This window comes from Bifidobacterium choladohabitans (assembly GCF_016102005.1).
GTDB classification, from domain to species: Bacteria; Actinomycetota; Actinomycetes; order Actinomycetales; family Bifidobacteriaceae; genus Bombiscardovia; species Bombiscardovia choladohabitans.
The window spans coordinates 406,074-432,017 of sequence record NZ_JACFPL010000001.1 but is presented as its reverse complement, the minus strand read 5'-3'; the positions used below and the strand labels follow the sequence as shown (position 1 = coordinate 432,017).

Genomic DNA, 25,944 nt, shown 5'->3' with positions numbered 1-25,944 from the left:
CAAGTCAGAGCTTGTGTGACTCCGGAGTTGCCGTTTGTTTCTCACCAGACTGCTGTCGGCTGTTATGGGCACTGGGGAATTTCTTATACTTGGGAGCTAAGAAGGGAAGGCTGATACGGATAGATGAAGACCGAGGCAGATTCGGATGACGACTCCTCCAAGGGCAGCCGCCGCATCACCATATATGATGTGGCCCGCCAGGCCGGTGTGTCTCCTTCAACGGTCTCGCGCACCTTTTCGCGTCCGGATCGGGTCAGCATTTCGACCGCTCGGATGGTTCAGCGGGTCGCTGATTCGCTGGGTTATCACAGCGACATGGTCGACAGCAGGTCAGACTCCCAGGGCAGGGGGCTGGTGGCGGTCATTGTGCCCGACCTGGGCAATCAGTTTTTCACAGGCGCCATCCGCAATATCCAGGACGAGTGCGAACGTTTCCACTTCGAAACCCTGATTCTTGATACGCGGGAGTCCATCACCAGGGAGCGCAGGATCATCGATGCGGTCGCCCCCGTGGTCTCGGGAATCATCCTGGTCTCCCCTAGGATGCCCGATGCCATGATCCGCAAGTGCGCCCAGCTGCGTCCTCTGGTCAGCGTCAACCGTAATGTTCGGGGCGTCTCCAGCATCAGCATCGACTCGTCCAAGGGGGCATGCCAGGCGGTCGATTACCTACACTCGTTGGGTTACCGGAGTCTTACCTATCTGGACGGACCGGCGGCCTCCTGGTCAGGTGGCATACGGTGGCGGCACATCTTCAATGAGGGTGAGGCCAAGGGGATGAACGTCAAGCGCTCGCTGCCTTGCGCCCCCACCTTTTACGGAGGCTATTCCTTTGCCGAGAAGTATCTGGCGAATCCTACGGGAGCGGTCATTGCCCACAACGACTTGATGGCGATAGGCCTGATCGTGGCCTTAAGAAGGCTTGGTTGCGAGTGCCCTCGCGATGTCTCGGTCATCGGGTTCGACAACGACATCATGTCCATGGTGAGCAGTCCGCCTCTGACCACCATTCATATGTCCCTTTCGGTCCTTGGGCGGGGGGCCGCCGATCTCCTTATACAGCGCCTTTCCGGAGCCGTCCTGTCTGCAGCTCCGACGGTTCCGGCCCGTCTGATTATCAGACAGAGCACGGGCAAGGCTGCGTCAGCTTTCTGATCGGGGAAGGTCCCGACAAGTCATGGCAACATCATGCTGAGCCTTTTCGGGCGCGCATAGGCTGAACAAGAGCATATGCGAGTTCCGATTGTGTGGATGCCTTCGCCGGTCTCCTGGTCTGCACAGGAGGATTCTGGGCATCGTGGAAATTCGGATGCCGGACTTGCTGCTTTCGACTAAGGAGTTTGTAGTGGCTTTCCTGGATGACGATTTTCTTCTCGGGACGCAACTGTCTCGGGAATTGTTCCATGACGTAGCTGAGAAACTACCGCTGGTGGACTATCACTGTCATCTGCACGCCAGGGAGATCTATGAGGACCCCAATTTCGATAATATCGTCGATGCCTGGCTGACTGATGGCCACAATTATGGAGACCACTATAAGTGGCGGCTGGAGAGGGCTAATGGCGTTCCGGAACGGCTGATCACCGGGGATGGCGACCCTTGGGACAAATTCATGGCTTATGCCCGGACCATGGAACAGGCTGTGGGCAGTCCTGTCTATCTGTGGACGCACATGGAGCTGCGGAGGTACTTCGGTATCCGCGAACCCCTGACCACCAAGACCGCCAAGTCCATCTTTGACCAGACCAACGAACAACTGGCCACTCCGGACTTCTCACGAAGAGCGCTTCTGCGTCGCATGAACGTCAAGGTGGTCTGCACCACGGATTCCCCTGAGGACAGTCTGGAGTACCACGATCGATTCGCCAAGGAGGGGGAGTCCTTCAGGATGGTTCCCGCCTTCCGCCCGGATGCGGCCCTCAAAGCGACGGCCAAGGGGTATGGCGAGTGGATCGGCACAATGGAGTCAGTCTGCGGCAAGCCAATCAATGACTTCAGCGATCTGGTCGACGCTCTGCGTGATCGGGTGGACTACTTCCATCAGCATGGTTCCAGACTTTCCGACCATGCGGTCGATGCGGTGGAGTTCGCTCCGGCGACTGCCGAGCAGTTGGATGTCATCTTCGCCAAGGCCAGGGCCGGATCAGCGCTGGACAGGCTGGAACAGGCCCAATACCGTGCAGCCCTCCTCCTTGAGCTCATGTGGATCTACAAGGATAAGGGCTGGACCATGCAGCTCCATCTTCATGCCAGCCGCAACAAGAATTCGACAGCCTTCCAGCGGCTGGGAGCCGACACGGGCTACGATGCCATGGCGGACGGTTCGGTGGCCGCCCCCCTCGCGGCCCTTCTTGACCAGGCGCAGAGCTCGAACACCCTGCCTCGGACTATCGTCTATTCCCTCAATCCCAACGATTACATGGCCATAGCCACTGACCTGGGCTGCTTCGGCGGCGATGATCGGGGCCAGCTTCAGTTGGGCAACGCCTGGTGGTTCAACGACACCGTCACCGGGATGCGCCGCCAGCTTGAGGTTCTGGCGGAAACCTCGCTCCTGGGCAATGCGGTAGGAATGACTACGGACTCCCGCAGCTTCCTTTCCTTCCCCAGGCACGAGCTCTTCCGCAGGGTGCTCTGCGGGATTCTGGGCGACTGGGCAGCCCAAGGCGTCATTCCTGATGACGAGGAGTATCTTGCCCCTCTGGTCCGCGCGGTCTCCTATGAGAACGCCCTGGCCCTTTTTGAGAGCTGACGCGCAGGTCAGCGGAAGCCTACGGCTTGCCCCAGGTGGTTCCGGTCGTGCTCCCCAACGGGTAGTATCCCGAAATGGGCAAAGTCCGGACTTGTGTATTCCCATCTCCTATAGTGATGGGCCGGAGGAGCTTACGGCACAATAAGTCACGATTGGGAGCAGAATGGAATTATTCAGGAAGAAATCGGTTGAACAGACCCTGGCAGAGACCGGGGAGGAAGGCAGGTCGCTCAAGCGGACGCTGACCACCTGGGACCTGGCCATCATGGCCGTCGCAGTGGCCGTGGGCGCCGGTATTTTCTCGGTGGGTGCCCAGGCGGCGGCCTTCCATGCGGGCCCGGCCGTCATCATCTCCTTCGTCATTGCAGGCATCGTCTGCGCGGCAGCCGTCATGTGCTACGCGGAGTTTGCCTCCATGATCCCTGTTTCAGGCTCGGCCTACACCTTCACCTACAACACCATGGGCGAACTGGTGGCCTGGATCATCGGCTGGGACCTGATTCTGGAGATGCTCATGGCAGCCTCGGTCATCTCCAAGTACTGGGGCGTCTACCTGAATGACTTCATCCATCTGATGGGCGGCACCTCGTTCAGCTCCAGCTTCCATCTGGGCGGCGTGGACGTGGATCTGGCCCCGCTGGCGGTCGTCACGCTCTTCACCGTCCTGCTGGTCCTGGGCACCAAGCTTTCCGCCCGGTTCGACGGCGCCTTGACCGTCCTCAAGATCGGCATCGTGGTCTTCGTCATCGTGGTGGGCTTCTTCTACGTCAAGTTGGACAACTACCGGCCCTTCATCCCGCCTTCCGAGCCGGCCTCGGCTGTTCCGGGTGCCAGCGTGCCGGGAATCATGGGCCAGCCGCTCTGGCAGTGGGTTTCGGGCATGCAGCCCACCATCTACGGTGTCCCTGGCATCCTCTCAGGTGCTGCTCTGGTCTTCTTCGCCTTCGTGGGTTTCGATATCGTCGCCACCACCTCCGAGGAGGCCAAGGAGCCCCATAAGACCATCCCCCGTGGAATCGGCCTGGGCATGCTGATCGTCATCACCCTGTACATCCTGGTCGCCATCGTCACCACCGGCATGGTCTCCTACAAGGACCTGGCCAAGGCCAAGAGCCCCTCCCTGGCCACTGGATTCGAGATGGTCGGCGCTCCCTGGGCTGCCAAGATCATCTCCTTCGGCATCGTGGTGGGGCTGACCACCGTGGTCATGGTCCTCCTGCTGGGGCTGACCCGCATAGTCTTCGCCATGAGCCGCGACGGGCTCCTTCCACGTGCCCTGTCCCGCACCGGCCGTCATGGCACGCCGGCCCGCATTCAGATCCTGGGCGGCATCGTGGTAGCCGTGGTGGCCTCCTGCTTCCCCATAGACGTCCTGTCCGACATGGTCAACATCGGCACGCTCTCGGCCTTCCTGCTGGTGGCCATCTCCCTGCCCATCATGCGCAAGCGCCGGCCTGACCTGCCTCGGTCCTTCAAGATGCCCGGCAACCCCTGGGTGCCCATTCTGATCGCCCTGGCCTGCCTCTGGCTGATGCTCAACCTGACCGTGCTGACCTGGATTCGATTCGTGGTCTGGCTGGCTGCAGGCCTGGCCATCTACTTCGGCTATTCCTACCGGCACTCCCTGCTCGGCCGTCATCAGCTCAGCGGGAAGATATCCCAGGCCACCCAGGCCGGTCTGGACTGACCTGGGGCGTCTGCGCTGCAGTGTAGAGTGAATACTCGCATACTCAGGAGGTAACCCATGACCTACGTCATCGCTCAGCCCTGCGTGGACGTCAAGGACAAGGCCTGCGTGGACGAATGCCCGGTGGACTGCATCTACGAGGGCGTCCGTTCGCTCTACATCAACCCCAACGAGTGCGTGGACTGCGGAGCCTGCGAGCCGGTCTGCCCGGTGGAGGCCATCTTCTACGAGGACGACCTGCCCGAGGAGTGGACCTGGTACAAGGACGCGGCGACTGATTTCTTCGCCCAGGTGGGGGATGCCGGCGGCGCTGCTGCGGTCGGGCCCTACGATCACGATCCGGAGGGTGTGGCAGCCCTGCCACCCAACAAGTAGTCGATAAAGGCTGACGAGCCGCGGATGGGAGCCATCCCTCCGCGGCTTATTCATAGGAGAAAGGCGGGCCATGGGTTTCCACTCTTTCGAATCCCCCTACGACTGGTCAAGGATTGACTCTTTCCGGCGGCGTGCTGAGCAGTGCCCCGGCGGTATGGTCGACCTGTCGGTGGGTTCGCCGGTGGATCCTGTACCCAGGTCCGTCAGGGATGCCTTGACTGCGGCTTCGGATGATGGCCAGGCACGGGGTTATCCGAAAACCGCCGGCGATGGTCTCCTTCGGCAGGCTGCCGCCGATTGGTTCCGTCGTTGCCGTGGGGTCGATCTTGATGCTCTGGGTGCGGACCTGGTGCCCACAGTAGGGTCCAAGGAGGCGGTGGCGCTCATGGCCTCCCTCCTGCATCTGGGACCAGGGGACCGGGTGGTGCAGCCGACGGTATCCTATCCCACCTATGCCATCGGAACCCAGCTGGCCGGGGCCCAGGTGACGACCGTGGACGATCCGACTGATACGGACTCATGGGTGGATCTGCCCGGTGTGCGAGCAATATGGATCAATTCGCCAGGCAACCCCGGTGGGCAGGTCATAGACCGAGCTGGGTTGGCCAAGATCGTGCGGGCGGCCCGTTCGATAAAGGCTATGGTCCTGAGTGACGAGTGCTATGCCCTGCTGGATTGGTCAAGACCCGCCCAAGCCAGGCAGAATGCGCCGATCCCGGCCTCGCCCTGCATCCTGGAGCCACAAGTCTGTGGTGGCGATGCCAGCGGGATACTTTGCCTGTACTCGCTGAGCAAGCAGTCCAACATGGCCGGCTATAGGGCAGCCCTCGTGGCCGGAGACGCTCATCTGGTGGAGGCCATGACCGCCTACCGCAAGCAGGTGGGACTGATTGTGCCAGGTCCGGTGCAGCGGGCCATGCGGGCCGCTCTGGACGATGGAGAGGCCGTGCTGGCCCAGCGAGAGGTCTACGCCCGTCGCCTGCGAGCCTTGGCTCAAGCTCTGAGGGCTTACGGGTATGAGGCCGTCATGCCCCAAGGCGGCCTTTATATCTGGACGCAAGCCCGTTCGGGTGATTGCTGGGCGGATATGGCTGACCTGTCCCGTATGGGGATCCTGGCCAGTCCTGGGGAGTTCTACGGGGATGGTCGCCGTTTGCGATTCTCGTCCACCATATCTGACGAGCAGCTGGAGCTGGCCCTGGAGCGTTTGCGTACCGGCCCTAAAGACCCATGCTGACTGAACCCTTGCCGTAGCGGCTCCTGATGGAGTCCATGGTGGCCTCTGCCTGATCCAGACGCTGGGCCTCGCTGCCGGTGTGACCTTTGCTCTCGCGCATGATGTCATCCAAGGATGGCTGGATTGGGGTATCCTCCACCCGGCTCAGACCGGATGCGCTGACACCGGCTAAGCGGATCAGCCGGGGCAGAGGGGTGTCCATGGGCGCGCCCTCGGGCAGCTCCAACATGGCCTTGAGCAGTCCGACCGCCTGCGGATAGATCCGATTGGCTGAGTTGACCGGTGTTTCCAAGGTATGGGCCTTGGTCATATAGCGCAGATCATCAAAGCGCAGTTTGACGGTGATGGTCCGGGCGACCAGGTCATGCGCTCGCAGTCCGGTGGCCACCTCGTTGCTGCAGACGCGCAGGAGGTCGCAGACCTGCTTCATGCTGGTGGTGTCGTGCAGGAAGGTACGTTCTGCGCCCAGGGATTTCTCAGGTGCTCGTGGCTGGACCGGATCGTCGTCCAGCCCGTGGGAGGCCTGTGCCAGCTTCCTGGCTGTAAGGCTCGAGCCTGTGGCCCGAGTCAGGTCGCGCTCGCTCATGCTAGCCAGATCAGCCACATCCTTGACGGCCCAGTCGTTGAGCCGCTTCTCCAGGGCGGGGCCGATGCCGGGAATGCCGCGCAGAGGCATCAGCTGGACGAACTCGGCCTGCCTGGCCTTGGGAATCAACAGCATTCCGTCGGGCTTGGCGTTGGTCGAGGCCATTTTGGCCACCAACTTGTTGGTAGCGATGCCTACTGAGCAGGTGACGTGGAACTGACGGGCCACGCTGGCTCGGATCCACCGGGCTATGGCTGTGGGCTTGCCCCAGCGTATGAGCGCTCCTGACACATCCATGTAGCATTCATCCACCGAGACTTGCTCGATCTGATCGGTGATTTGTGAGAAAACCGTATCAAATATCCGTCGTGAGATGTTCCGGTAATAGGTCATGTCAACCGGGAGGAAGATCCCTTGAGGGCACAGTCGCCTGGCGCGTGCCAAGGGCATGGCCGAATTGATGCCGAAAGCCCTGGCCTCATAGCTGGCCGCGGAGACCACTGCACGACGTCCAGTGCCGATGATGACCGGTCGGCCCTGCAGTTGCGGGTGCCGGGCTACTTCGCAGGAGGCGTAGAAGGCGTCCATGTCAATGTGCAGCACTGTGCAGCCGCTCTCGTCATGCCCCCAGTCCTTCTTGGCGGCTGCAAGCCTTGGCGCTGTACTCATAGCTCTATGATATAAGGCGACCCCGGAGGAATGTGTAATACATTATTCTCAAAATTCAATTCTGGGGAAAGAATCATTTTTCTGGTTTTTATCCAAGAAAATGAAACAGGTCTGTTCTCCGATTCATTGGGTCCGCCTGCTCCGGCGAGTCAGATCAGTCAATCATGGTATTCTATTGTTTTGTTCTCGAAACTTTGGGACCAAGTCTCCGGTTCGGGAGCCAGCATGGAGACGTGCCTGAGTGGCCGAAAGGGGCACCCTGCTAAGGTGTTGACTGCGCAAGCGGTCCAGGAGTTCGAATCTCCTCGTCTCCGCCAGATGGCCGGTGATCGCTGATTCTGGACGATCATCGGCCTTATCCATTGTTAAGGGATTCATCACTAGCAGAGTCGTTGCCAAGGGCGTTTATTTCCATATTCTTTCTTTGCGAAGCTCAGGTCTGGAAAAATGCCAGTCCGCGTGGCGGTAGACCGACGGTGTCTGGCAGGCATCTGTATGACAGGGAAAGCCGCAGCCGAGTAAGGTTGCACGGACCGTCCGGGCGATCATGAGGCAGACGAAGCCTGGTCTTTCGACAGGGGAATCAGCCTGCGGCCTTCGCCCAGTGCACTGGGCTGGGCCCGGCCCTGCAGAAGGTCGTCCAGTCGGCCATGAAAGGCCGGCGCCTCTGCAGGCTCCAGATCGTAGGTCAATCGGACCCTATCGGTGAAGTCTTCGGTCTCCACGTGCCCACCAGAGGTGCGGATCAGACGGCGCAGGGGATCGTACTCCGGGTAGTCCACAGTGATTGTGAAGCGCTGCGTCGGGAGCACGCGTGCCGATCTCGCCGCCTTGAGCGCAAGGGAGGCTGCCGAGGAATAGGCCCGGATCAACCCCCCTGACCCGAGAAGGATTCCCCCGAAGTACCGGGTCACAGTCAGGACGCAGTCGGTCAGCCCCTGCCGACGCATGACCTCAAGTATGGGCTTGCCGGCCGTTCCGGAGGGCTCCCCGTCATCGCTCATGCGCTCGCTGGTGCGGCCCTCGGGTCCCCAGATCGCGCAGTGGCACACGTGCCGGGCCTTGGGGTGCTGCAAGCGGACCTCCTGGACGAAGGCCATGGCCGTCTCCTGATCCTCCACATGGCAGGCCTGGCCGATGAATTCGGACTTGCGCTCGATCAGAGAGCCTGTGGCCGGTTTCTGCGGCGTATCCAGTATGGTGAGCAAATCGGCTTGCCTCCTATGCCTCTTGTCTCCTCGGTTCCCTCGTCATCTCCATGCTAGAGGGGATCCCTGGCCGAGTCCGTTATCAAGGAGACGACCTAAGCTGGCTGCATGACCAATCCCCAGGACCCACCGGAAACCGAATCACCGTCAACCGGCAAGCCCCACGAGGCCCTGACCGTTTTCTACGAAAGGCTCAGGCACTCCACGGATACGGCCGAGCTGCACGAATTCGCCCGCAGTCCCCTGCCCGACAAGTCCGATCAGGCCGCCTTCTCCCGCTTTACGGCACTGCTGGAGGCCGTGGCCGGCAACGAGCACACGCCGGTGGAGGACAGGATCTACCTGGCGAAGACCATGCCCTTCCCCAATATCCTGGTCAAGCTCTCCCAGGATTCCAGCACGGAGGTCCGTCGGGCGGTGGCCGCCAACAAGGACGACAAAAACTGGCTGGCCGGTCTGCTCACCAAGGACGAGGATGCCGGAGTCAGGGCTGCTGCGCTGACCAACCCCATGACATCCTGGAAGATGCGTCTGGAGGGCGCCCAGGACGAGCGCACCGACGCTGACACCCTGGACTTCCTGGGGGCTCTGGGCACTCGCGATGAGCAGGATGCCCCCCATGTGCTGGCTGCCATGGTGCGCCGGGCCGTGGCCCTGAATCCCAACACCGGGCAGACGACCCTTGACGCCCTGCGCAAGGACCCGGACGGGCAGGTGGCACGGGCAGCAGCCTCCCGCTGAGACCGGGGCCGACGCGAATTTTGACGAACGGCACTCAGGCGTTACAATAATGGATTGTTGTGTTTCCCTAAGGGGTCCTCAAAGCGCTTTTCCCACTCGCCGTCTAGGACTTTAAGGGAGCCCACGGAATACACGGCTTTCGGCCGGCATGGCAGCATGCGGCGCGGAGAGCCCGAAACACAATGCAAGGAAAAGGTTGAATCGTGAAGACTTTCACCCCGAAACCAGCCGATCTGACACATGACTGGTATATCGTCGACGCCTCCGGTGTGGTGCTGGGACGTCTGGCATCCCAGGTGGCCGATCTGCTGCGCGGCAAGAACAAGCCCACCTATGCGCCCTATGCCGACTCCGGCAACAACGTCATCGTCATCAACGCGTCCAAGATGGTGCTGACGGGCAACAAGAGCGACAAGGTGCTCTACACCCACTCCGGCCGTCCAGGCGGTCTGCGCCGCGACTCCTACGGGCAGTTGATGGAGCATAACCCCGAGCGCATCATCATGACGGCGGTCAAGGGCATGCTGCCCAAGAACAAGCTGGCCAAGGTCCAGCTGACCAGGCTGCGCGTCTTCGCAGGCGAGGAGCATCCTCACACCTCGCAGCAGCCCATTGAGTACAAGATCCATCAGGTCGCCCAGCAGGCCAAGTAGGACCAGAGGAGATAATCACCATGGCTGACAACAACAACAGCTCCGCGGTTCTTGAGGCCGAGGAGACCAGCGCTTCCTACACTTCCGAGACCAACGCCGGTGCAGGCACCGGCACCTCCGCAATCGAGCCGGGCTATGGCACCGGCCGCCGCAAGGAGGCAGTCGCCCGTGTCCGTCTGATCCCGGGCTCCGGCAAGTGGAGCATCAACGGGCACACCCTGGAGGAGTACTTCCCCAGCAAGCTGCACCAGCGCGAGGTCAACTCGCCCATCGTGCTGCTCAAGCTCGAGAACAAGTTCGACGTGGTTGTGCGCGTCGAGGGCGGTGGCGTGACCGGCCAGGCTGGCGCAGTCCGTCTGGGCGTTGCACGCGCCCTGAACGCCATCGATCGGGACGCCAACCGTCCTGCCCTGAAGAAGGCCGGGTTCCTGACCCGTGACGCCCGCGTGGTGGAGCGCAAGAAGGCCGGTCTGCACAAGGCCCGTCGCGCTCCGCAGTTCTCCAAGCGCTGACGTTCGCAGCTTCTTCCATCCCCAAGGTCCTCACGGACCTTGGGGATTTTTCATGCCCGGATTCATGACTGGACGGCCCAGTCTGAAGCGAACGCCAAAACGCACGTTGCGGTGCGGAAAATGACCAGGAAAGCCACGAATTCCCACACGACACGCGTCAAGCGAACGTTCGCTCATCCTGGGGCTCAATGGTGCCCCCTCTGGTCTATATTGTGACTTTCGTCACGTTATGACGGATGTCTTTCGTGGACCGGTACGGTCTGGGACCGTCTGAGACTTTCTGCCGGCCCTCATCGGCATCCGCGGAACATGAGGAGGGCCAATATCTTGGCTGGAACGCAGAAGCAGAAGCATGAGCATCAAGTGAAGGAGCCGGGAGCTGGCAGGGAAGGCGCTCGGGCCGACAGCAGTGAGCAGGCACGCAGGGAGGTGGATGACCTGGTCGTCCGTGCGCAGTCGGCTTTACGTGCCTTTGAGGAGCTCGACCAGGAACAGGTGGATCGGATCGTGGCCAAGGCCTCGATCGCGGCCCTGAACAAGCACTTGCCCCTGGCGCAGATGGCCGTGGAGGAGACCGGGCGCGGCCTGGTGGAGGACAAGGCCACCAAGAACATCTTTGCCTGCGAGCATGTGACCAATTACCTGGCCAGGCAGCGCACCGTGGGCATCATCAGCGAGAACGATGTGGACGGCATCATCGAGGTGGCCGAGCCGGTGGGAGTTGTAGCCGGCGTGACCCCGGTGACCAACCCCACCTCGACAGCCATCTTCAAGTCGCTGCTGGCCCTGAAGACCCGCTGCCCCATCGTCTTCGGATTCCACCCCTACGCACAGCGCTGCTCGGTGGAGGCGGCCCGGATCGTCCGCGACGCAGCCATCGAGGCGGGCGCTCCGCGCGATTGCATCCAGTGGATCGAGCACCCCTCGGTCGAAGCCACCGGGGCCCTCATGCAGCACCCCGGGGTAGCCACCATTCTGGCCACCGGGGGCACCGGCATGGTCAAGGCCGCCTATTCCTCGGGCAAGCCGGCATTGGGCGTAGGTGCCGGCAATGCCCCGGCATATGTGGACCGCAGGGTCAACGTGCCCCGGGCCGTCAACGACCTGATCCTGTCCAAGCATTTTGACTACGGCATGATCTGCGCTACAGAACAGGCCATCATCGCCCATCAGGATGTGTATGGCCGGGTGATCGAGGAGATGAAGAGGCGCAAGGCTTACTTCGTCAACCCCGAGGAGAAGGTCAAGCTGGAGGAGTACATGTTCGGCGTGCGGGCCCATGCCGGTGCCGATGCGCCCGCTCTCAGGCTCAACTCCGAGGTTCCGGGCAAGTCCCCCCAGTTCATCGCCCGCCGGGCCGGCTTCAAGATACCCGAGGATGTGACCATTCTGGCCGCCCAATGCGACCAGGTCGGCCCCATGGAACCCCTGACCCTGGAGAAACTGGCACCGGTTCAGGCCGTGCTCAAGGCCAGCAACAAGGAGGAGGGCTTCACCCTCTGCCAGCAGATGCTGCGTTATGGTGCCGGACATACGGCCGCCATCCACACCGACGATGAGAGGCTGGTGCGTGAGTATGGACAGCGCATGCATGCCTGCCGGATCGTCTGGAACCAGCCCAGCTCCCTGGGCGGCATCGGCGACATCTACAATGCCATCGCCCCCTCCCTGACCCTGGGTTGCGGCTCCTACGGCGGCAACTCGGTCTCGGGCAACGTCCAGGCGGTCAATCTGATCAACATCAAGCGGATCGCGCGGAGGAACAACAACATGCAGTGGTTCAAGGTGCCCCCCAAGACCTACTTCGAGCCCAACTCCGTCCGCTATCTGCGTGACATGTTCGGCATCCGCCGGGCCGTCATCGTCTGCGACAAGGTCATGGAGCAGCTGGGGATCGTCGACAAGATCATCGATCAGCTGCGGGCCAGGTCCCAGCCGGTCACCTTCCGCATCATCGACTACGTAGAGCCGGAGCCCAGCGTCGAGACGGTGGAGCGTGGCGCGGCCATGATGCGCGATGAGTTCGGTCCCGACACCATCATCGCCGTGGGAGGCGGCAGCCCCATGGATGCGGCCAAGATCATGTGGCTGCTCTATGAGCATCCGGAGATCTCCTTCGCCGATGTTCGGGAGAAGTTCTTCGACATCCGCAAGCGGGCCTTCAAGATTCCGCCCCTGGGCACCAAGGCCAGGCTAGTCTGCATTCCCACCTCTTCGGGCACGGGTTCGGAGGTCACCCCATTCGCGGTCATCACCGACCATAAGACCGGATACAAGTACCCCATCACCGACTACGCCCTGACCCCCAGCGTGGCCATCGTGGATCCGGTACTGGCCCGCACCCAGCCCAAGAGGCTGGCCTGTGACTCGGGCTTCGATGCCCTGACCCACTGCATGGAGGCCTTCGTTTCGGTCTATGCCAATGACTACACGGACGCCATGGCCCTGCACGCCGCCAAGCTGATCTGGGACAACCTGGAGTCTGCCGTGGGCACCGCCGGCGGCGAGGCCAAGGTGCGGGCCCAGGAGAAGATGCACAATGCGGCGACCATGGCTGGCATGGCCTTCGGCTCGGCCTTCCTGGGCATGTGCCACGGCATGGCGCATACCATCGGAGCCCTCTGCCATGTGGCCCATGGGCGGGCCAACTCCATCCTCCTGCCCTATGTGATCCGCTACAACGGGCGGATCCCGGACGAGCCGACCAGCTGGCCCAAGTACAGCGAGTATGTGGCCCCGGAGCGCTACAGACAGATGGCCCACGTGCTGGGCATCGAATCCGCTACTCCCGAGGAGGGTGTGGAGCTCTTGGCACGTGCCGTGGAATCCTACAGGGACGAGCGCCTGGGCATGGATGCCTCCTTCCAGGCAGCCGGAGTGGACGAGGACCTCTACTGGCAGTCCTTGGATCAAATCGGCATGCGGGCCTATGAGGACCAGTGCACGCCGGCAAACCCCCGCATTCCGCTGATTGAGGACATGAAGGACATAGCTGTGGCCGCCTACTATGGGGTCAGCCAGGAGGAGGGCCACCGGATGAGGGTTGCCCGCCAGGGCGAGGATGTGGTCCAGGAGGCCTCCCAGCGGGCCTGACAGGACCGGAATTGAGCCGAGGGTTCCCCTGGGAGCGGCGCGACACGCCCGGATTCTTCTAGGGGAACCCTCGTGCTTTAATAAGAAAGTTGCCTGTTTTGGGCTCGCATTTTGTCAATCACAATAGCGGGTGCAGCGAGGAGTCCCATCCCCACGGGATTTTCCACGGCTGCGCATGGATCCGGCTGAGGCCTGTCGGGAGGAATGTCTCCTGTGGCCGTCGTTCCGTGCCCTCGAAACAGACTGGGTAATCAGTTCATAGATCGCTAGAAAGGGCGGACGGCAATGGCGGGACAGAAAATCCGCATCAGGCTAAAGTCCTATGACCATGAGGTCATCGACCAATCGGCGAAGAAGATCGTCGAGACGGTGACGAACGCGGGCGCAACTGTGGTTGGCCCCGTTCCGCTGCCGACTGAGAAGAACGTGTATGTCGTCATCCGTTCTCCTCATAAGTACAAGGACTCCCGCGAGCACTTCGAGATGCGCACCCACAAGCGCCTGATCGACATCGTGGATCCCACGCCCAAGGCCGTGGATTCGCTGATGCACATCGATCTGCCGGCGGACGTCAACATTGAGATCAAGCTGTAGGGGAGGAGGAAACCGCATGGCTGAAGAGCAGAGGAACCGCAAGGCTCTCCTGGGCCGCAAGCTGGGCATGTCCCAGGTCTGGGACGAGAACGGCTTCTTCGTCCCGGTGACCCTGGTGGACGTGTCCACCAACGTGGTGACCGCGGTCAAGAACCAGGAGAAGGACGGCTACCAGGCCATCCAGATCGGCTACGGGCAGATTGACCCCACCAAGGTGACCAAGCCGCTGGCTGGCCACTTCGCCAAGGCCGGAGTGACCCCGCGTCGTCACCTGGTCGAGGTCCGCACCGCCGATGCTGACAGCTATCAGCCCGGCCAGGAGCTGGGCCTGGACCTGCTGCCCGAGGGCAGCGAAGTCGACGTGACCGGCACCACCAAGGGCAAGGGCTTTGCCGGCACCATCAAGCGTTGGGGCTTCAAGTCCTACCGCCGCACCCACGGCTCGCACAAGAACGAGCGCCGTCCCGGTTCAGTGGGCGCATGCGCAACGCCCAGCCGCATCCTCAAGGGCAAGCGGATGGCCGGCCGCATGGGTCACGACACCTCGACCGTCCAGAATCTGACCATCGTCTCCGCAGATGCCGAGAAGGGCGTCATCGCCATCAAGGGTGCCCTGCCCGGGCCCCGCGGCGCCATCGTCCTGGTTCGTTCGGCAGTGAAGGGAGCCTGAAACCATGGCTAAGTTGACTCTGAACATCACCGACGCCCAGGGCAAGAACACCGGGACCGTGGACGCACCCGAGCAGATCTTCGGCATTGCCGAGGAGGATGTCCGCTCGCACGTGCCGCTGATCCACCAGGTGGTCGTCGCCCAGCTGGCTGCAGCCCGCCAGGGCACGCACTCGGTCAAGACCCGGTCCACCGTCTCCGGCGGCGGCCGCAAGCCTTGGAAGCAGAAGGGCACCGGACGCGCTCGTCAGGGCTCCATCCGTGCTCCCCAGTGGACTGGTGGCGCTATTGTCCACGGCCCGCAGCCGCGTGACTACTCCCAGCGCACCCCCAAGAAGATGAAGGCCGCAGCCCTGCGCTACGTCCTGTCCGACCGGGTCAACGCCGGACGCGTGCACGTGGTCGACTTCGGCATTGGCGAGACCCCGTCCACCAAGGCCGCCAAGGCAGCCCTGCTGCCCCTGGTCGACAACAGATTCACCACTGTCGTGCTGTCCCGTGAGAACATCAACGAGTGGCTCTCCGTCAGGAACCTGCCCACCGTTCATGTCCTCTTCGCCGATCAGCTCAACACCTACGATGTGGTCACGGCCGAGGATGTCGTCTTCAGCAAGGATGGCTTCGATGCCTTCCTGGCTGTCAAGGGCGGCGCCAAGTCCGAGACCGTCAAGGAGGCCTGATTTTCATGGCAGCTATTCACAAGCCAGCACACGACATCATTCTGCGTCCGGTCGTCTCCGAGAAGAGCTATGCCAACTCGGACCGCGGCCAGTACACATTCGTGGTGGACCCTGATGCCAACAAGGTCGCCATCAAGCAGGCCATCGAGCAGATCTTCAATGTGAAGGTCACATCGGTCAACACCCTGAATCGGCAGGGCAAGCGGACCCGGACCCGTACGGGCTGGGGTCGTCGCGTCGCCGAGAAGCGCGCCATCGTCAAGGTGGCCGAGGGCCAGTCGATTGATGTCTTCGGTACCAACAACTGAAGGCTAGCCGAGAAAAGTTAAGGAAGAACTAGATTATGGCTATCCGTACATACAAGCCGACGACCGCGGGCCGTCGCAACGCCTCGGTTTCGGACTTCGCCGAAATCACGCGCTCCAAGCCCGAGAAGTCGCTGGTTCGCAAGCTGAGCAAGACCGGCGGACGCAACTCCTATGGCCGCGTCACCAGCCGGCACCGCGGCGGCGGACACAAGCGCCAGTACCGCCTCATCGACTTCCGTCGCTGGGACAAGGACGGTGTGCCCGCTAAGGTGGCTGAGATCGAATACGATCCCAACCGCTCGGCCCGCATCGCCCTTCTGCACTTTGCAGACGGCGAGAAGCGCTACATCATTGCCCCGCAGGGCATCAAGCAGGGTGACGTCATCGAGACCGGTCCCCAGGCCGACATCAAGCCCGGCAACAACCTGCCTCTGCGCAACATCCCCACTGGCACCATCGTCCACGCCATTGAGCTGCGGCCACTGGGCGGCGCCAAGATCGCCCGCTCGGCCGGTGCTGCCGTCCAGTTGGTGGCCAAGGACGGGGCCTACGCCCAGCTGCGTATGCCCTCCGGTGAAATCCGCAATGTCGATTCCCGTTGCCGCGCAACGGTGGGCGAGGTCGGCAACAATGACCACGCCAACGTCCAGCTCGGCAAGGCGGGACGTGCACGCTGGATGGGACGCAGGCCCATCACCCGTGGTGAATCCATGAACCCGGTCGACCACCCGCATGGCGGACGCACCCGTGGCGGCAAGCCGCCAGTGTCTCCCTGGGGCAAGGGCGAGGTCCGCACCCGCAGGCCCAAGAAGGCCTCCAACAAGATGATCGTGCGTCGTCGTCCAAATGGTAAGAACCGCAAGTAAGGGAGTGTCGGAAAGATGACTCGTAGCATCAAGAAGGGCCCATTCGTCGACGCCCACTTGCAGAAGAAAGTCGACGAGCAGAACGAGAAGGGCACCAAGAACGTCATCAAGACCTGGTCCCGTCGTTCCATGATCACCCCGGACTTCATCGGGCACACTTTCGCTGTGCACGATGGCCGCAAGCATGTCCCGGTCTTCGTCACCGAGGCCATGGTCGGCCACAAGCTCGGCGAATTCGCCCCCACACGGACCTTCAGGGGTCACGTGAAGGACGACAAGAAAGCACGCCGCTGAGGCGAGGGAGAGTAGAGACACATGGAAGCTAAGGCAATTGCACGTCACGTTCGCGTGACGCCTCGCAAGGCTCGCCGCGTCGTCGACCTCATCCGAGGCAAGCAGGCGACCGAGGCCGTGACCATTCTGAAGTTCGCCCCCCAGGACGCGGCCGTTCCGGTCCGCAAGTGCCTGGAGAGCGCCATCGCCAACGCGCGTGTCAAGGCGGACAAGGCCAACCAGCCCTTCCGCGAGAACGAGCTGATGGTCCGGGAGACCTACGTGGACGAAGGAACCACCCTGAAGCGGTTCCGTGCCCGCGCCCAGGGTCGTGCGGCCCGCATCAACAAGCGGACCAGCCACATCACCGTCGTGGTGGCCGACAAGGAAGGAGCCCGATAATGGGGCAGAAGATCAACCCGTTTGGGTACCGACTCGGCATCACCGAGGAGCACCGCAGCAAGTGGTACTCCGACTCCAACAAGGCGGGGGAGCGTTACAGCGACTTCGTCCTTGAGGACGACAAGATCCGCAAGGAGATGAACAAGGATCTGGAGCGCGCAGGCGTCTCCAAGATCGTCATCGAGCGGACCCGTGACCGTGTGCGCGTCGACATCCACACCGCCCGGCCGGGCATCGTCATCGGTCGTCGCGGAGCCGAGGCCGAGCGCGTGCGCGCCAAGCTGGAGAAGATTACCGGCAAGCAGGTCCAGCTGAACATCTTCGAGGTCAAGAACGCCTCCATCGATGCCCAGCTGGTGGCTCAGGGCATCGCCGAGCAGCTGACCAACCGCGTCACCTTCCGCCGAGCCATGCGCAAGGCTCAGCAGGATGCCATGCGGGCCGGTGCCAAGGGCATCAGGATCAAGCTGTCCGGTCGTCTGGGTGGAGCCGAGATGAGCCGCTCGGAGTTCTACCGTGAGGGCCGTGTGCCCCTGCAGACTCTGCGCGCCCTGATCGACTACGGCTTCTTCGAGGCCAGGACCACCTACGGCCGCATTGGCGTCAAGGTCTGGATCTACAAGGGCGACATGACCGAGCGTCAGTTCGAGGAGCAGCAGGCTCAGCAGAACAACCGGCCCGGTCGGCGCGGCGATCGTCGTCCCCGTCGTGGCGTCCGTCCCTCCGAGGGACGCACCCGCCGCGAGCAGGATGCAGCCAAGCAGAACAGCGGTGTGGCCGCGCCGCCGGCGGCGGCTCAGGAGCAGACCGCTTCGGCCCCCGTCGCAACCGAAGCAAAGGAGTGAGCCGTGCTTATCCCAAAGAGGACTAAATACCGCAAGCAGCATCGTCCGGGTCGTTCGGGCATGTCCAAGGGCGGCAACGAGATCGCTTTCGGCGATTACGGCATCCAGGCCCTGGCTCCGGCCTACCTGACCAACCGGCAGATCGAGGCGGCCCGTATCGCCATGACCCGGTACATCAAGCGTGGCGGCCGCGTCTGGATCACGGTCTTCCCGGATCGCCCCCTGACCAAGCATGCCCTGGGATCCCGAATGGGTTCCGGCAAGGGTGCACCCGAGTTTTGGGTGGCCAACGTCCGTCCCGGCCGGGTGCTCTTCGAGATCGGCGGCGTGAGCGAGGATGTGGCCCGTGAGGCCCTTCGCCGCGCTACTGACAAGCTTCCCATGAAGTGCCGGATTATTGCACGTGAAGGCGGTGACATCTGATGTCAGTCGGAACAGCCGAGTATTCCATCAAGAATCTGAATGAAAAGACCAATGCGGAGATCGAGGATTTCCTGAAGAAGTCCAAGGAAGAGCTGTTCAACCTGCGCTTCCAGTCGGCCACCGGTCAGCTGGAGAACACCTCCCGCCTCAAGGCCGTCAAGCACGACATCGCCAGGATGTACACCGTCCTGCGTGAGCGCGAGCTGGGCATCAGCCAGGAGCCCGCCGAAGCAAAGGCCGAGAGCAAAGCTGAGGAGAAGTAAGCATGGCTGACAAGCAGGAGCGCAACTTCCGCAAGGTTCGCAGCGGCTACGTCGTGTCCGACAAGATGGACAAGACCATCACCGTTGAGCTGGAGCAGCGTTCGACCCACCCCCTGTACGGCAAGGTCGTCCGCAGCAACCGCAAGGTCAAGGCCCATGATGAGAAGAACGAGGCCCATGTGGGCGACTTCGTGAGTATCATGGAGACCCGTCCTCTGAGCAAGACCAAGCGCTGGCGTCTCGACTCCATCGTCGAGCGCGCCAAGTAACAAGTTCGGCCAGGCTCCGCATTTCATCCCGCCCTTGCGCGGGGTGTCTGCGGAGAACCAGCGCGGCTAAGGAGAATCAATGATTCAGCAGGAATCGCGGCTTCAGGTCGCCGACAACACGGGTGCCAAGGAGATCCTGGCCATCCGCGTGCTCGGCGGGTCGAAGCGACGCTATGCCGGCATTGGCGACGTGATCGTCGCCACCGTCAAGGATGCCATTCCCGGCGGGTCGGTCAAGAAGGGCGAGGTCGTCAAGGCGGTCGTCGTCCGTACGGTCAAGGAGCATCGTCGTCACGACGGCTCCTACATCAAGTTCGACGAGAACGCGGCGGTCATCCTCGGCACCGGTCGTGAGCCCCGCGGCACTCGTATCTTCGGACCGGTCGGTCGTGAGCTGCGCGACAAGCGCTTCATGAAGATCGTGTCCCTGGCACCGGAGGTGATCTGAAGTGGTAGCCAAGATCAAGACAGGCGACCAGGTCAAGGTCATCCGCGGCAAGGATCGCGGCAAGGAGGGCAAGGTTCTGCGGATTCTGCCCAATGACCGCCTGATCGTCGAGGGTATCCAGATTGTCAAGAAGCATGTGCGGGCCACCCAGCAGGGTCAGGAGTCGGGCATCGTCCCGACCGAGGCGCCCATCCATCGCTCCAACGTGATGGTCATCGACCCGGAGACCAAGAAGCCGACCCGCATCGGCGTGAACATCAAGGAGGAGGCGCGTGACGGCAAGGTCAAGGTCGTGCGCACCCGCTTCGCCAAGAAGTCAGGCAAGGAGCTGTCATGAGCGATACCACCGTTGAAGCACCGGCAGTCCCTCGTTTGCTGCAGCAGTACCGTGAGAGCATCGTGCCCGAGCTGGAGAAGGAGTTCAAGTTCTCCAACCCCATGCAGGTGCCCAGGATCGAGAAGGTCGTGGTCTCCATGGGCGTGGGGGCCGCGGCACGTGACTCCAAGCTGATCGAGGGCGCGGTCAAGGACCTGACGGCCATCACCGGCCAGAGGCCCAAGATCACCAAGGCCAAGAAGTCCGTGGCGCAGTTCCACCTGCGTGAGGGACAGGCCATCGGAGCTTTCGCCACCCTGCGCGGCGTGCGTATGTGGGAGTTCCTGGATCGACTGCTCACCCTGGCTCTGCCCCGTATCCGCGACTTCCGCGGAATCAGCGACCGTCAGTTCGACGGCCAGGGCAACTACAACTTCGGTCTCACGGAGCAGTCCATGTTCCACGAGATCGATCCCGATCAGATCGATCACCAGCGTGGTATGGATATCACCGTGGTGACGTCCACCAAGAACGATCAGGAGGCCCGGGCGCTGCTCAAGCAGCTGGGCTTCCCCTTCAAGGAGAACTGATATGGCAAAAACCGCTCTGAGAAACAAGGCGGCACGCAAGCCGAAGTTCAAGGTGCGTGGATACACGCGCTGCCAGGTCTGCGGTCGTCCCCATTCCGTTTATCGCAAGTTCGGCCTGTGCCGCATCTGCCTTCGTGAGAAGGCCCATCGCGGTGAGCTGCCGGGTGTGACGAAGTCCAGTTGGTAAAGATCGACGCTGAAGGTCCGCGGTCGCGGCAGTTTGCTGCCCGGCGGCGGAAACCACGGCGAGGAAGGGCATAAGCCCACATGACAATGACAGATCCCATCGCAGACATGCTGACACGTCTGCGTAATGCGAGTGCGGCCAAGCATGAAACAGTTGATATGCCGTACTCCAAGTTCAAGGCGAACATCGCGCAGATCCTCAAGCGCGAAGGTTTCATCGCCGATTACCGCGCCAAGGAAGCGCGCGTCGGGCAGGATCTGGAGATCACGCTCAAGTACGGTCCCGATGGACGCCAGTCCATCCAGGGAATCAAGCGCGTCTCCAAGCCCGGTCTGCGCCGGTACGCCAAGTCGGATTCCCTGCCCATGCCCCTGGGCGGGCTGGGAATCGCCATCATCTCGACCAGCTCGGGACTGATGACCCAGAAGGAATGCCTCGACAGGGGCATCGGCGGCGAAATCGTCGCCTACGTATGGTGAGAAAGGAGAGCTGAACATGGCATCGCATATTGGTAAGCTCCCCATCGCCGTTCCGGCAGGTGTGGAGGTGGCCTTCAATGGCCAGGAATTCACCGCCAAGGGCCCTAAGGGTTCGGACGGATACACGCTGCCTGAGGGCATCACCGGCAAGGTCGAGGGCAATGAGATCATCATGACCCCCGCCGACGAGGACCGCACCACCAAGGCCAAGCACGGGCTCAGCCGCTCAATCGTGGCTTCCATGGTCGAAGGCGTCTCCAAGGGCTACAGCAAGCACCTGCAGATCGTCGGCACCGGCTACCGCGTGGTCGCCAAGGGCAAGTCCCTGGAGTTCTCGCTGGGCTACTCGCACACCATCACTGTCGACCCCCCGGAGGGCATCACCTTCGAGACGCCGAACGCCAACGAAGTGGTCGTCTCCGGCATCGACAAGCAGGCTGTCGGCCAGGCCGCGGCCAACATCCGCGCCCTGCGTGCGCCCGAACCTTACAAGGGCAAGGGCATCAAGTACGCCGACGAGCACATCCTGCGCAAGGCTGGAAAGGCTGGTAAGTGATATGACGGTCTCGATACTAGGCAAAGGCAAGAAGATCGCCCGTCTGCGCCGCCATGCCCGTCTGCGCAAGCGCGTCTCCGGCACGGCAGAGCGTCCCCGTCTGGTGGTCACACGGACCAACCGCAACATGATCGCCCAGATTGTCGACGACACCAGGGGCGTCACCCTGGTCAGCGAGTCGACCATGGCTTCGGACTACGGCTCCTTCAAGGGCACCAAGACCGAGGCTGCCCGCAAGGTGGGCGAGCAGATCGCGGCCAAGGCCAAGAAGGCCGGCATCACCACCGTGGTCTTCGACCGTGGTGGCAACAAGTACCACGGAAGGGTCGCAGCGGTTGCGGAAGGCGCCCGTGAGGGAGGTTTGGCACTGTGAGCGACAACGAAACGACAAAGGAAACAACCCAGGTGACTGAAGATTCCACAAACGCTCAGTCCAGCCAGGGTGGCAGAAGGGACCGGAACGACCGGAACGATGATCGCCGCGGCGGTCGTCGGGGCGGTTCCCGTGACGGCCGCAGGGATGGCCGTCGTGGTCGTCGTGACCGCGATGAGCGTGACGACATGCTCGACAGGGTCGTGACCATCAACCGAGTCTCCAAGGTCCACAAGGGAGGCCGTACCTTCAGCTTCGCGGCTCTGGTGGTCGTGGGCGATGGCAAGGGCACCGTGGGCGTCGGCTACGGCAAGTCCCGTGAGGTCCCCGCAGCCATCTCCAAGGGCCAGCTGGATGCCAAGAAGCATATGTTCACCGTCCCCCGCATCCGCGGCACCGTCACCCACCCGGTGATCGGCCACGACGCGGCCGGCACGGTTCTCCTGAGGCCGGCAGCCCCCGGCACCGGCGTTATCGCCGGTGGTCCGGTCCGCGCCGTCCTGGAGTGCGCCGGCATCACCGACATCCTGAGCAAGTCCATGGGATCGGCCACCGCCGTCAACATGGTACGGGCCACTGTAGCTGCCCTGAAGCAGCTGGAGGAGCCCGAGGAGATCGCGGCACGCCGTGGTCTGCCTCTGGAGGAGGTCGCCCCCGACTCCCTCCTGCGCGCACGTGCCGCCGGAATCGCCGACGAGCGCAAGGAGCGCGAAGAGGCCAAGGCCAAGGCTGACGAGCAGTCGAAGGCAGGTGAGTGATGACCAAGCAGATCAAGATCACCCTGGTCAAGGGCGTGGCTCATGCCACCGACCGCCAGAAGGAGAATGTCAGGTCTCTGGGCCTTCACAAGATCGGCCAGTCAGTCCTGCGTGAGGACACCCCCGTCTACCGGGGGATGGCCGACAAGGTCCGCCACCTGGTGAATGTAGAGGAGGCAGACTGATTATGGCCAGCGACAAGCAAGAGCCCACCATCCTGCAGATGCACGACCTGCGTCCGGCTCCGGGCGCCAAGCGCGACCGCATCCGTGTGGGTCGTGGCGAGGGGTCCAAGGGCAAGACCTCCGGTCGTGGCACCAAGGGCACCAAGGCCCGCTACCAGGTCCGTCCGGGCTTTGAAGGCGGCCAGCTGCCCCTGTACATGCGGCTGCCAAAGCTGCGCGGATTCAGGAGCCCCTTCAAGAAGGAGTACCAGGTGGTCAACCTGGGTGCTCTGGAAGGGCTCTTCCCCAAGGGTGGCGAGGTCACCGTCGAGGATCTGGTCAACAAGGGAGCGGTCCGCAAGGGCCACCCCGTCAAGGTCCTGGGTGATGGTGACGTCAAGGCTGCTTTCACCCTCAAAGGCGTCAAGGCCTCGGCTTCGGCCAGGAGCAAGATAGAAGCCGCAGGCGGGTCCGTCTCCGAGGACTGATACTCACAGGGGACAGACCGCAAGGCAGATGATTCCGGCCCTCCCCGCTCCAAGCGGGCGGGGGCCGGAACTCGTTTCCGGCCTGGTTGCCGTCGGGTTTGACGGAGCCATCGGCTAAGCTGGTCGGAGCAAGAAGGTGCGATGCACCGGGACCAACGCGCGGGCGCGTAGGGAGGGAACTTAGGTGAGGACGTTAATCCAGGCCTTCAAGACCAAGGAGTTGAGGAAGAAAATCTTCTTCGTCCTTGGCATCATCATCATCTATCGCATCGGGTCGTTCATACCTACCCCAGGCGTGGATTATCCCGCCGTGCAGAAGTGCATCACCACGGCTGGCAATGAGGACTTCATCGGCCTGGTGAACCTGTTCTCCGGCGGAGCTCTGCTGCAGCTGTCCATCTTCGCACTGGGCATCATGCCCTACATCACTGCATCCATCGTGGTACAGCTGCTGCGCGTGGTCATTCCTCGCTTCGAGGCTCTGCACAAGGAGGGTCAGTCAGGCGAGGCCAAGTTGACCGAGTACACCAGGTATCTGACCATTGGTTTGGCGGTGCTGCAGTCCACGACCATTCTGGTTACGGCCAACCAGGGTGCGCTCTTCGGTGGTGCCTGCCAACAGCATGTCATCCCTGACAGCTCCTGGTGGAATATGGGGGTCATGGTTCTGATCATGACCGGCGGCACCGGTCTGATTATGTGGATGGCCGAACTCATCACCGACAAGGGCATCGGTAACGGCATGTCCGTCCTGATCTTCATCTCCATCTGCTCCGGCTTCCTGCCCCAGCTCTGGAACATCGGTTGGGGGACCAACGGCAAGGACGGCGACTGGGTCAAGTTCGGCATTGTCGTGACCGTCCTCCTGGTCATTCTGATTCTGGTCGACTACGTGGAACTGGCTCAGCGCCGTATTCCCGTCCAGTACACCCGTAGGATGATTGGCCGCAAGATGTACGGCGGATCCTCCACCTATCTGCCGCTCAAGATCAACATGTCAGGCGTGATTCCCCCGATCTTCGCTTCCTCGATTTTGGCTATACCCACCCTAATTGCCCAGTTCGGCAATTCCGATCAGAGCTGGGTCAAGTGGATCGATGCCAACATGGCCAACACGACCTCGGTCTGGTACATCGTGCTCTACTCGGTCATGATTGTCTTCTTCTGCTTCTTCTACACGTCCATCACCTTCAACCCTGATGAGACGGCCGACAACATGAAAGAGTATGGCGGCTTTATTCCGGGCATCAGGGCCGGACGGGCCACCAGCCGGTACCTGTCATACGTGATGAATCGGCTGAACACGGTTGGCGCCATCTATCTGCTCTTCGTCGCTCTGATTCCCACGGTGCTGATCATGCTGCTGAAGATCAACTCCAAGCTGCCTTTCGGCGGCACCACCATCCTGATCATCGCCGGTGTGGGCCTGGATACCCTGCGACAGGCCAGGGCCCAGACCGAGCAGTTCCAGTACACCGGTTTCCTGCTGGAGGGTGAGCACAAGGAAGGTTGACCTTTCTGCCGAACACCCGTGAGTGATTTCAGGCTAAACAGTTTGAAGGTCCGGCCCCGGCCCTTGGTGGCAGGGGTCGGCCTTTATGTGTCAGGAAAACTGTTTGCATGGGTTTAGTGGGTGCTGCCTGTATTGGGCCAGGTAGCCGCTAGCATACGTAAATGAGGGTTCTGCGCGGTTAAGACGGCCAAGGCCGTCTGGGGCCGGAGAGCTGAGAGCAAAAGAATATCGAGCAAAGGATAGGGAATGGCACAGAGACTGTTGATCATGGGACCTCAAGGTGTTGGCAAGGGCACGCAGGCGGCCTTGCTCAGCAAGCATTACGGGATTCCGGCCATTTCCACCGGCGATATCTTCCGCTATAACCTCAAGAATGGAACCGAACTGGGCAAGCAGGCCAAGGCCTACACCGACAAGGGTGAGCTGGTTCCAGACGAGCTGACCAACAAGATCGTCAAGGACCGCCTGGGCATGGACGACGCAGCCCAGGGCTGGATTCTGGACGGCTACCCCCGTTCGGCCTCCCAGGTCGAGGCGCTGGACAAGATGCTCCAGGAGCTTGGCACTCCGCTGACGGCTGTGGTGGCCCTGGATGCCGACCATGACGTGCTCATGCAGCGCATCGCCAAGCGGGCAAGGGAAGAGGGGCGGGCAGACGATACCCCCGAGGCCATCGCCAAGCGTCTGGATATCTATGCCAAGGAGACTGCCCCCCTGCTGAACACCTATAAGTCCCGTGGCCTTCTGGTCGCAGTGGATGGCCAGGGTGAGGTCGACCAGATCTCCAAGGAGATTATCGCCCGGTTGGACAAGCGCTGATTCATAGCCTGTCAGGCGAGGGGTCTGTCACTGGCTCAATCAACGATTCCGGTCAATGAGCAGGGCCACGCATGCCTGTTCGGAGCACACAGGCAGGACCCGCTGGCAAGACCAACTGGAGCAAAGAAGCTGCATGACCCCAAGGGGC

At 62.0% G+C, this 25,944-nt stretch carries 34 protein-coding genes and 1 tRNA gene; 33 read left to right on the top strand and 2 right to left on the bottom strand.

Annotation, left to right across the window (positions count from 1 at the left end; translation table 11 throughout):
• Positions 1-123 precede the first annotated feature (123 nt).
• The 5 genes from H3S97_RS01900 to dapC all read left to right on the top strand — a co-directional run bounded on the left by H3S97_RS01900 (position 124) and on the right by dapC (position 6,051).
• A complete protein-coding gene (locus H3S97_RS01900; protein WP_198219453.1) occupies positions 124-1,155 on the top strand; it encodes a LacI family DNA-binding transcriptional regulator in 1,032 nt (343 codons plus the stop codon).
• A gap of 154 nt (positions 1,156-1,309) precedes the next feature.
• On the top strand, positions 1,310-2,752 hold the full coding sequence (gene uxaC / locus H3S97_RS01895; protein WP_232356206.1) for a glucuronate isomerase: 1,443 nt from the start codon (positions 1,310-1,312) through the stop codon (positions 2,750-2,752).
• Between the two features lie 163 nt (positions 2,753-2,915).
• Positions 2,916-4,439: an amino acid permease gene (locus tag H3S97_RS01890; protein WP_198182946.1), complete on the top strand. Its 1,524-nt coding sequence runs from the start codon at positions 2,916-2,918 to the stop codon at positions 4,437-4,439.
• 57 nt (positions 4,440-4,496) lie between these two features.
• On the top strand, positions 4,497-4,814 hold the full coding sequence (fdxA, locus tag H3S97_RS01885) for a ferredoxin (RefSeq protein WP_015022367.1): 318 nt from the start codon (positions 4,497-4,499) through the stop codon (positions 4,812-4,814).
• A 70-nt stretch (positions 4,815-4,884) separates the two neighbouring features.
• Positions 4,885-6,051 (top strand): succinyldiaminopimelate transaminase, encoded by a 1,167-nt coding sequence (gene dapC, locus H3S97_RS01880; RefSeq protein ID WP_198219451.1) that lies wholly within the window; start codon positions 4,885-4,887, stop codon positions 6,049-6,051.
• Here dapC and dinB read toward each other — a convergent pair.
• Positions 6,035-7,306 (bottom strand): DNA polymerase IV, encoded by a 1,272-nt coding sequence (gene dinB / locus H3S97_RS01875; RefSeq protein WP_198219450.1) that lies wholly within the window; start codon positions 7,304-7,306, stop codon positions 6,035-6,037. The two genes, dapC and dinB, sit on opposite strands and share 17 nt — an antisense overlap.
• Positions 7,307-7,533: 227 nt before the next feature.
• Between dinB and H3S97_RS01870 the strand changes: the two genes are divergently transcribed.
• Positions 7,534-7,623: transfer RNA gene (locus H3S97_RS01870), tRNA-Ser, on the top strand.
• Positions 7,624-7,851: 228 nt separating this feature from the next.
• Here the strand turns inward: H3S97_RS01870 and H3S97_RS01865 are convergent.
• A complete protein-coding gene (locus H3S97_RS01865) occupies positions 7,852-8,514 on the bottom strand; it encodes an IMPACT family protein (protein ID WP_198219449.1) in 663 nt (220 codons plus the stop codon).
• A gap of 108 nt (positions 8,515-8,622) precedes the next feature.
• On the opposite strand from H3S97_RS01865, the gene H3S97_RS01860 reads away from it, so the two are divergent.
• The 27 genes from H3S97_RS01860 to H3S97_RS01730 all read left to right on the top strand — a co-directional run bounded on the left by H3S97_RS01860 (position 8,623) and on the right by H3S97_RS01730 (position 25,796).
• Complete coding sequence (locus H3S97_RS01860) at positions 8,623-9,255, top strand: AbrB family transcriptional regulator (protein WP_198219448.1); 633 nt, start codon at positions 8,623-8,625, stop codon at positions 9,253-9,255.
• A 203-nt stretch (positions 9,256-9,458) separates the two neighbouring features.
• Positions 9,459-9,908, top strand: coding sequence for a 50S ribosomal protein L13 (rplM, locus tag H3S97_RS01855; protein ID WP_198180442.1), 450 nt, complete (start codon positions 9,459-9,461; stop codon positions 9,906-9,908).
• A 20-nt stretch (positions 9,909-9,928) separates the two neighbouring features.
• Positions 9,929-10,420 (top strand): 30S ribosomal protein S9, encoded by a 492-nt coding sequence (gene rpsI / locus H3S97_RS01850; protein ID WP_015022361.1) that lies wholly within the window; start codon positions 9,929-9,931, stop codon positions 10,418-10,420.
• Between the two features lie 363 nt (positions 10,421-10,783).
• Positions 10,784-13,513 carry a bifunctional acetaldehyde-CoA/alcohol dehydrogenase gene (gene adhE / locus H3S97_RS01845; protein ID WP_408610416.1) on the top strand — a complete coding sequence of 910 codons (2,730 nt, stop codon included), beginning with the start codon at positions 10,784-10,786 and terminating at the stop codon, positions 13,511-13,513.
• 285 nt (positions 13,514-13,798) lie between these two features.
• Positions 13,799-14,107 carry a 30S ribosomal protein S10 gene (gene rpsJ, locus H3S97_RS01840; RefSeq protein ID WP_006295278.1) on the top strand — a complete coding sequence of 103 codons (309 nt, stop codon included), beginning with the start codon at positions 13,799-13,801 and terminating at the stop codon, positions 14,105-14,107.
• Positions 14,108-14,123: 16 nt separating this feature from the next.
• The gene (gene rplC, locus H3S97_RS01835) at positions 14,124-14,777 is read left to right on the top strand and encodes a 50S ribosomal protein L3 (protein WP_015022359.1); all 654 of its coding nucleotides are present in this window, start codon (positions 14,124-14,126) and stop codon (positions 14,775-14,777) included.
• Positions 14,778-14,781: 4 nt separating this feature from the next.
• On the top strand, positions 14,782-15,456 hold the full coding sequence (gene rplD / locus H3S97_RS01830; RefSeq protein WP_015022358.1) for a 50S ribosomal protein L4: 675 nt from the start codon (positions 14,782-14,784) through the stop codon (positions 15,454-15,456).
• A gap of 5 nt (positions 15,457-15,461) precedes the next feature.
• Positions 15,462-15,764, top strand: a complete 303-nt coding sequence (gene rplW, locus H3S97_RS01825) for a 50S ribosomal protein L23 (protein ID WP_024626792.1) — start codon at positions 15,462-15,464, stop codon at positions 15,762-15,764.
• A gap of 35 nt (positions 15,765-15,799) precedes the next feature.
• Positions 15,800-16,630, top strand: coding sequence for a 50S ribosomal protein L2 (gene rplB / locus H3S97_RS01820; RefSeq protein WP_015022356.1), 831 nt, complete (start codon positions 15,800-15,802; stop codon positions 16,628-16,630).
• 15 nt (positions 16,631-16,645) lie between these two features.
• Complete coding sequence (gene rpsS, locus H3S97_RS01815; RefSeq protein ID WP_015022355.1) at positions 16,646-16,924, top strand: 30S ribosomal protein S19; 279 nt, start codon at positions 16,646-16,648, stop codon at positions 16,922-16,924.
• Between the two features lie 21 nt (positions 16,925-16,945).
• Complete coding sequence (gene rplV / locus H3S97_RS01810) at positions 16,946-17,305, top strand: 50S ribosomal protein L22 (protein ID WP_024626790.1); 360 nt, start codon at positions 16,946-16,948, stop codon at positions 17,303-17,305.
• Positions 17,305-18,150, top strand: coding sequence for a 30S ribosomal protein S3 (gene rpsC, locus H3S97_RS01805; protein ID WP_029678066.1), 846 nt, complete (start codon positions 17,305-17,307; stop codon positions 18,148-18,150). The genes rplV and rpsC overlap by 1 nt, the downstream gene beginning before the upstream one ends.
• Before the next feature lie 3 nt (positions 18,151-18,153).
• Positions 18,154-18,573: a 50S ribosomal protein L16 gene (gene rplP, locus H3S97_RS01800; protein ID WP_015022352.1), complete on the top strand. Its 420-nt coding sequence runs from the start codon at positions 18,154-18,156 to the stop codon at positions 18,571-18,573.
• Positions 18,573-18,836: a 50S ribosomal protein L29 gene (gene rpmC, locus H3S97_RS01795; protein WP_015022351.1), complete on the top strand. Its 264-nt coding sequence runs from the start codon at positions 18,573-18,575 to the stop codon at positions 18,834-18,836. The genes rplP and rpmC overlap by 1 nt, the downstream gene beginning before the upstream one ends.
• A 2-nt stretch (positions 18,837-18,838) precedes the next feature.
• Positions 18,839-19,105: a 30S ribosomal protein S17 gene (gene rpsQ / locus H3S97_RS01790; protein WP_015022350.1), complete on the top strand. Its 267-nt coding sequence runs from the start codon at positions 18,839-18,841 to the stop codon at positions 19,103-19,105.
• 79 nt (positions 19,106-19,184) lie between these two features.
• Complete coding sequence (rplN, locus tag H3S97_RS01785; RefSeq protein ID WP_015022349.1) at positions 19,185-19,553, top strand: 50S ribosomal protein L14; 369 nt, start codon at positions 19,185-19,187, stop codon at positions 19,551-19,553.
• A 1-nt stretch (position 19,554) separates the two neighbouring features.
• Positions 19,555-19,890 (top strand): 50S ribosomal protein L24, encoded by a 336-nt coding sequence (gene rplX, locus H3S97_RS01780; protein ID WP_015022348.1) that lies wholly within the window; start codon positions 19,555-19,557, stop codon positions 19,888-19,890.
• Entirely contained in the window at positions 19,887-20,459 is a 573-nt protein-coding gene (gene rplE, locus H3S97_RS01775; RefSeq protein ID WP_198219446.1) for a 50S ribosomal protein L5, read from the top strand. Before rplX ends, rplE begins: the two co-directional genes overlap by 4 nt.
• Before the next feature lies 1 nt (position 20,460).
• Positions 20,461-20,646, top strand: a complete 186-nt coding sequence (locus H3S97_RS01770; RefSeq protein WP_015022346.1) for a type Z 30S ribosomal protein S14 — start codon at positions 20,461-20,463, stop codon at positions 20,644-20,646.
• 80 nt (positions 20,647-20,726) lie between these two features.
• Positions 20,727-21,125 carry a 30S ribosomal protein S8 gene (gene rpsH / locus H3S97_RS01765; protein WP_024626787.1) on the top strand — a complete coding sequence of 133 codons (399 nt, stop codon included), beginning with the start codon at positions 20,727-20,729 and terminating at the stop codon, positions 21,123-21,125.
• Between the two features lie 16 nt (positions 21,126-21,141).
• Positions 21,142-21,681 (top strand): 50S ribosomal protein L6, encoded by a 540-nt coding sequence (gene rplF, locus H3S97_RS01760; RefSeq protein ID WP_198180436.1) that lies wholly within the window; start codon positions 21,142-21,144, stop codon positions 21,679-21,681.
• Position 21,682: 1 nt separating this feature from the next.
• The gene (rplR, locus tag H3S97_RS01755; protein ID WP_029678064.1) at positions 21,683-22,054 is read left to right on the top strand and encodes a 50S ribosomal protein L18; all 372 of its coding nucleotides are present in this window, start codon (positions 21,683-21,685) and stop codon (positions 22,052-22,054) included.
• Positions 22,051-22,812 carry a 30S ribosomal protein S5 gene (gene rpsE, locus H3S97_RS01750; RefSeq protein WP_024626785.1) on the top strand — a complete coding sequence of 254 codons (762 nt, stop codon included), beginning with the start codon at positions 22,051-22,053 and terminating at the stop codon, positions 22,810-22,812. Before rplR ends, rpsE begins: the two co-directional genes overlap by 4 nt.
• Complete coding sequence (rpmD, locus tag H3S97_RS01745; protein WP_015022341.1) at positions 22,812-22,997, top strand: 50S ribosomal protein L30; 186 nt, start codon at positions 22,812-22,814, stop codon at positions 22,995-22,997. Before rpsE ends, rpmD begins: the two co-directional genes overlap by 1 nt.
• 2 nt (positions 22,998-22,999) lie before the next feature.
• Complete coding sequence (gene rplO / locus H3S97_RS01740; RefSeq protein WP_045935711.1) at positions 23,000-23,464, top strand: 50S ribosomal protein L15; 465 nt, start codon at positions 23,000-23,002, stop codon at positions 23,462-23,464.
• 184 nt (positions 23,465-23,648) lie between these two features.
• Positions 23,649-24,977: a preprotein translocase subunit SecY gene (gene secY / locus H3S97_RS01735; protein ID WP_198177319.1), complete on the top strand. Its 1,329-nt coding sequence runs from the start codon at positions 23,649-23,651 to the stop codon at positions 24,975-24,977.
• Between the two features lie 246 nt (positions 24,978-25,223).
• Positions 25,224-25,796: an adenylate kinase gene (locus tag H3S97_RS01730; RefSeq protein WP_198177320.1), complete on the top strand. Its 573-nt coding sequence runs from the start codon at positions 25,224-25,226 to the stop codon at positions 25,794-25,796.
• The last annotated feature ends 148 nt before the right edge of the window (positions 25,797-25,944 follow it).

Excerpts from the sequence above, each read along its gene's own strand:
- rplB (WP_015022356.1), top strand. The coding sequence starts at position 15,800 with ATGGCTATCCGTACATACAAGCCGACGACCGCGGGCCGTCGCAACGCC.
- rpsI (WP_015022361.1), top strand. The coding sequence starts at position 9,929 with ATGGCTGACAACAACAACAGCTCCGCGGTTCTTGAGGCCGAGGAGACC.
- rplE (WP_198219446.1), top strand. The coding sequence starts at position 19,887 with ATGAGCGATACCACCGTTGAAGCACCGGCAGTCCCTCGTTTGCTGCAG.
- rplC (WP_015022359.1), top strand. The coding sequence starts at position 14,124 with ATGGCTGAAGAGCAGAGGAACCGCAAGGCTCTCCTGGGCCGCAAGCTG.
- rplV (WP_024626790.1), top strand. The coding sequence starts at position 16,946 with ATGGAAGCTAAGGCAATTGCACGTCACGTTCGCGTGACGCCTCGCAAG.
- rpsC (WP_029678066.1), top strand. The coding sequence starts at position 17,305 with ATGGGGCAGAAGATCAACCCGTTTGGGTACCGACTCGGCATCACCGAG.
- H3S97_RS01900 (WP_198219453.1), top strand. The coding sequence starts at position 124 with ATGAAGACCGAGGCAGATTCGGATGACGACTCCTCCAAGGGCAGCCGC.
- rplN (WP_015022349.1), top strand. The coding sequence starts at position 19,185 with ATGATTCAGCAGGAATCGCGGCTTCAGGTCGCCGACAACACGGGTGCC.
- rpsJ (WP_006295278.1), top strand. The coding sequence starts at position 13,799 with ATGGCGGGACAGAAAATCCGCATCAGGCTAAAGTCCTATGACCATGAG.
- rplF (WP_198180436.1), top strand. The coding sequence starts at position 21,142 with ATGGCATCGCATATTGGTAAGCTCCCCATCGCCGTTCCGGCAGGTGTG.
- rplR (WP_029678064.1), top strand. The coding sequence starts at position 21,683 with ATGACGGTCTCGATACTAGGCAAAGGCAAGAAGATCGCCCGTCTGCGC.
- H3S97_RS01890 (WP_198182946.1), top strand. The coding sequence starts at position 2,916 with ATGGAATTATTCAGGAAGAAATCGGTTGAACAGACCCTGGCAGAGACC.
- rpmC (WP_015022351.1), top strand. The coding sequence starts at position 18,573 with ATGTCAGTCGGAACAGCCGAGTATTCCATCAAGAATCTGAATGAAAAG.
- H3S97_RS01730 (WP_198177320.1), top strand. The coding sequence starts at position 25,224 with ATGGCACAGAGACTGTTGATCATGGGACCTCAAGGTGTTGGCAAGGGC.
- rplW (WP_024626792.1), top strand. The coding sequence starts at position 15,462 with ATGGCAGCTATTCACAAGCCAGCACACGACATCATTCTGCGTCCGGTC.
- H3S97_RS01770 (WP_015022346.1), top strand. The coding sequence starts at position 20,461 with ATGGCAAAAACCGCTCTGAGAAACAAGGCGGCACGCAAGCCGAAGTTC.
- H3S97_RS01860 (WP_198219448.1), top strand. The coding sequence starts at position 8,623 with ATGACCAATCCCCAGGACCCACCGGAAACCGAATCACCGTCAACCGGC.
- dinB (WP_198219450.1), bottom strand. The coding sequence starts at position 7,306 with ATGAGTACAGCGCCAAGGCTTGCAGCCGCCAAGAAGGACTGGGGGCAT.
- rpsS (WP_015022355.1), top strand. The coding sequence starts at position 16,646 with ATGACTCGTAGCATCAAGAAGGGCCCATTCGTCGACGCCCACTTGCAG.
- rpsQ (WP_015022350.1), top strand. The coding sequence starts at position 18,839 with ATGGCTGACAAGCAGGAGCGCAACTTCCGCAAGGTTCGCAGCGGCTAC.
- rplO (WP_045935711.1), top strand. The coding sequence starts at position 23,000 with ATGGCCAGCGACAAGCAAGAGCCCACCATCCTGCAGATGCACGACCTG.
- uxaC (WP_232356206.1), top strand. The coding sequence starts at position 1,310 with ATGCCGGACTTGCTGCTTTCGACTAAGGAGTTTGTAGTGGCTTTCCTG.
- rpmD (WP_015022341.1), top strand. The coding sequence starts at position 22,812 with ATGACCAAGCAGATCAAGATCACCCTGGTCAAGGGCGTGGCTCATGCC.
- fdxA (WP_015022367.1), top strand. The coding sequence starts at position 4,497 with ATGACCTACGTCATCGCTCAGCCCTGCGTGGACGTCAAGGACAAGGCC.
- dapC (WP_198219451.1), top strand. The coding sequence starts at position 4,885 with ATGGGTTTCCACTCTTTCGAATCCCCCTACGACTGGTCAAGGATTGAC.
- rpsH (WP_024626787.1), top strand. The coding sequence starts at position 20,727 with ATGACAATGACAGATCCCATCGCAGACATGCTGACACGTCTGCGTAAT.
- rplD (WP_015022358.1), top strand. The coding sequence starts at position 14,782 with ATGGCTAAGTTGACTCTGAACATCACCGACGCCCAGGGCAAGAACACC.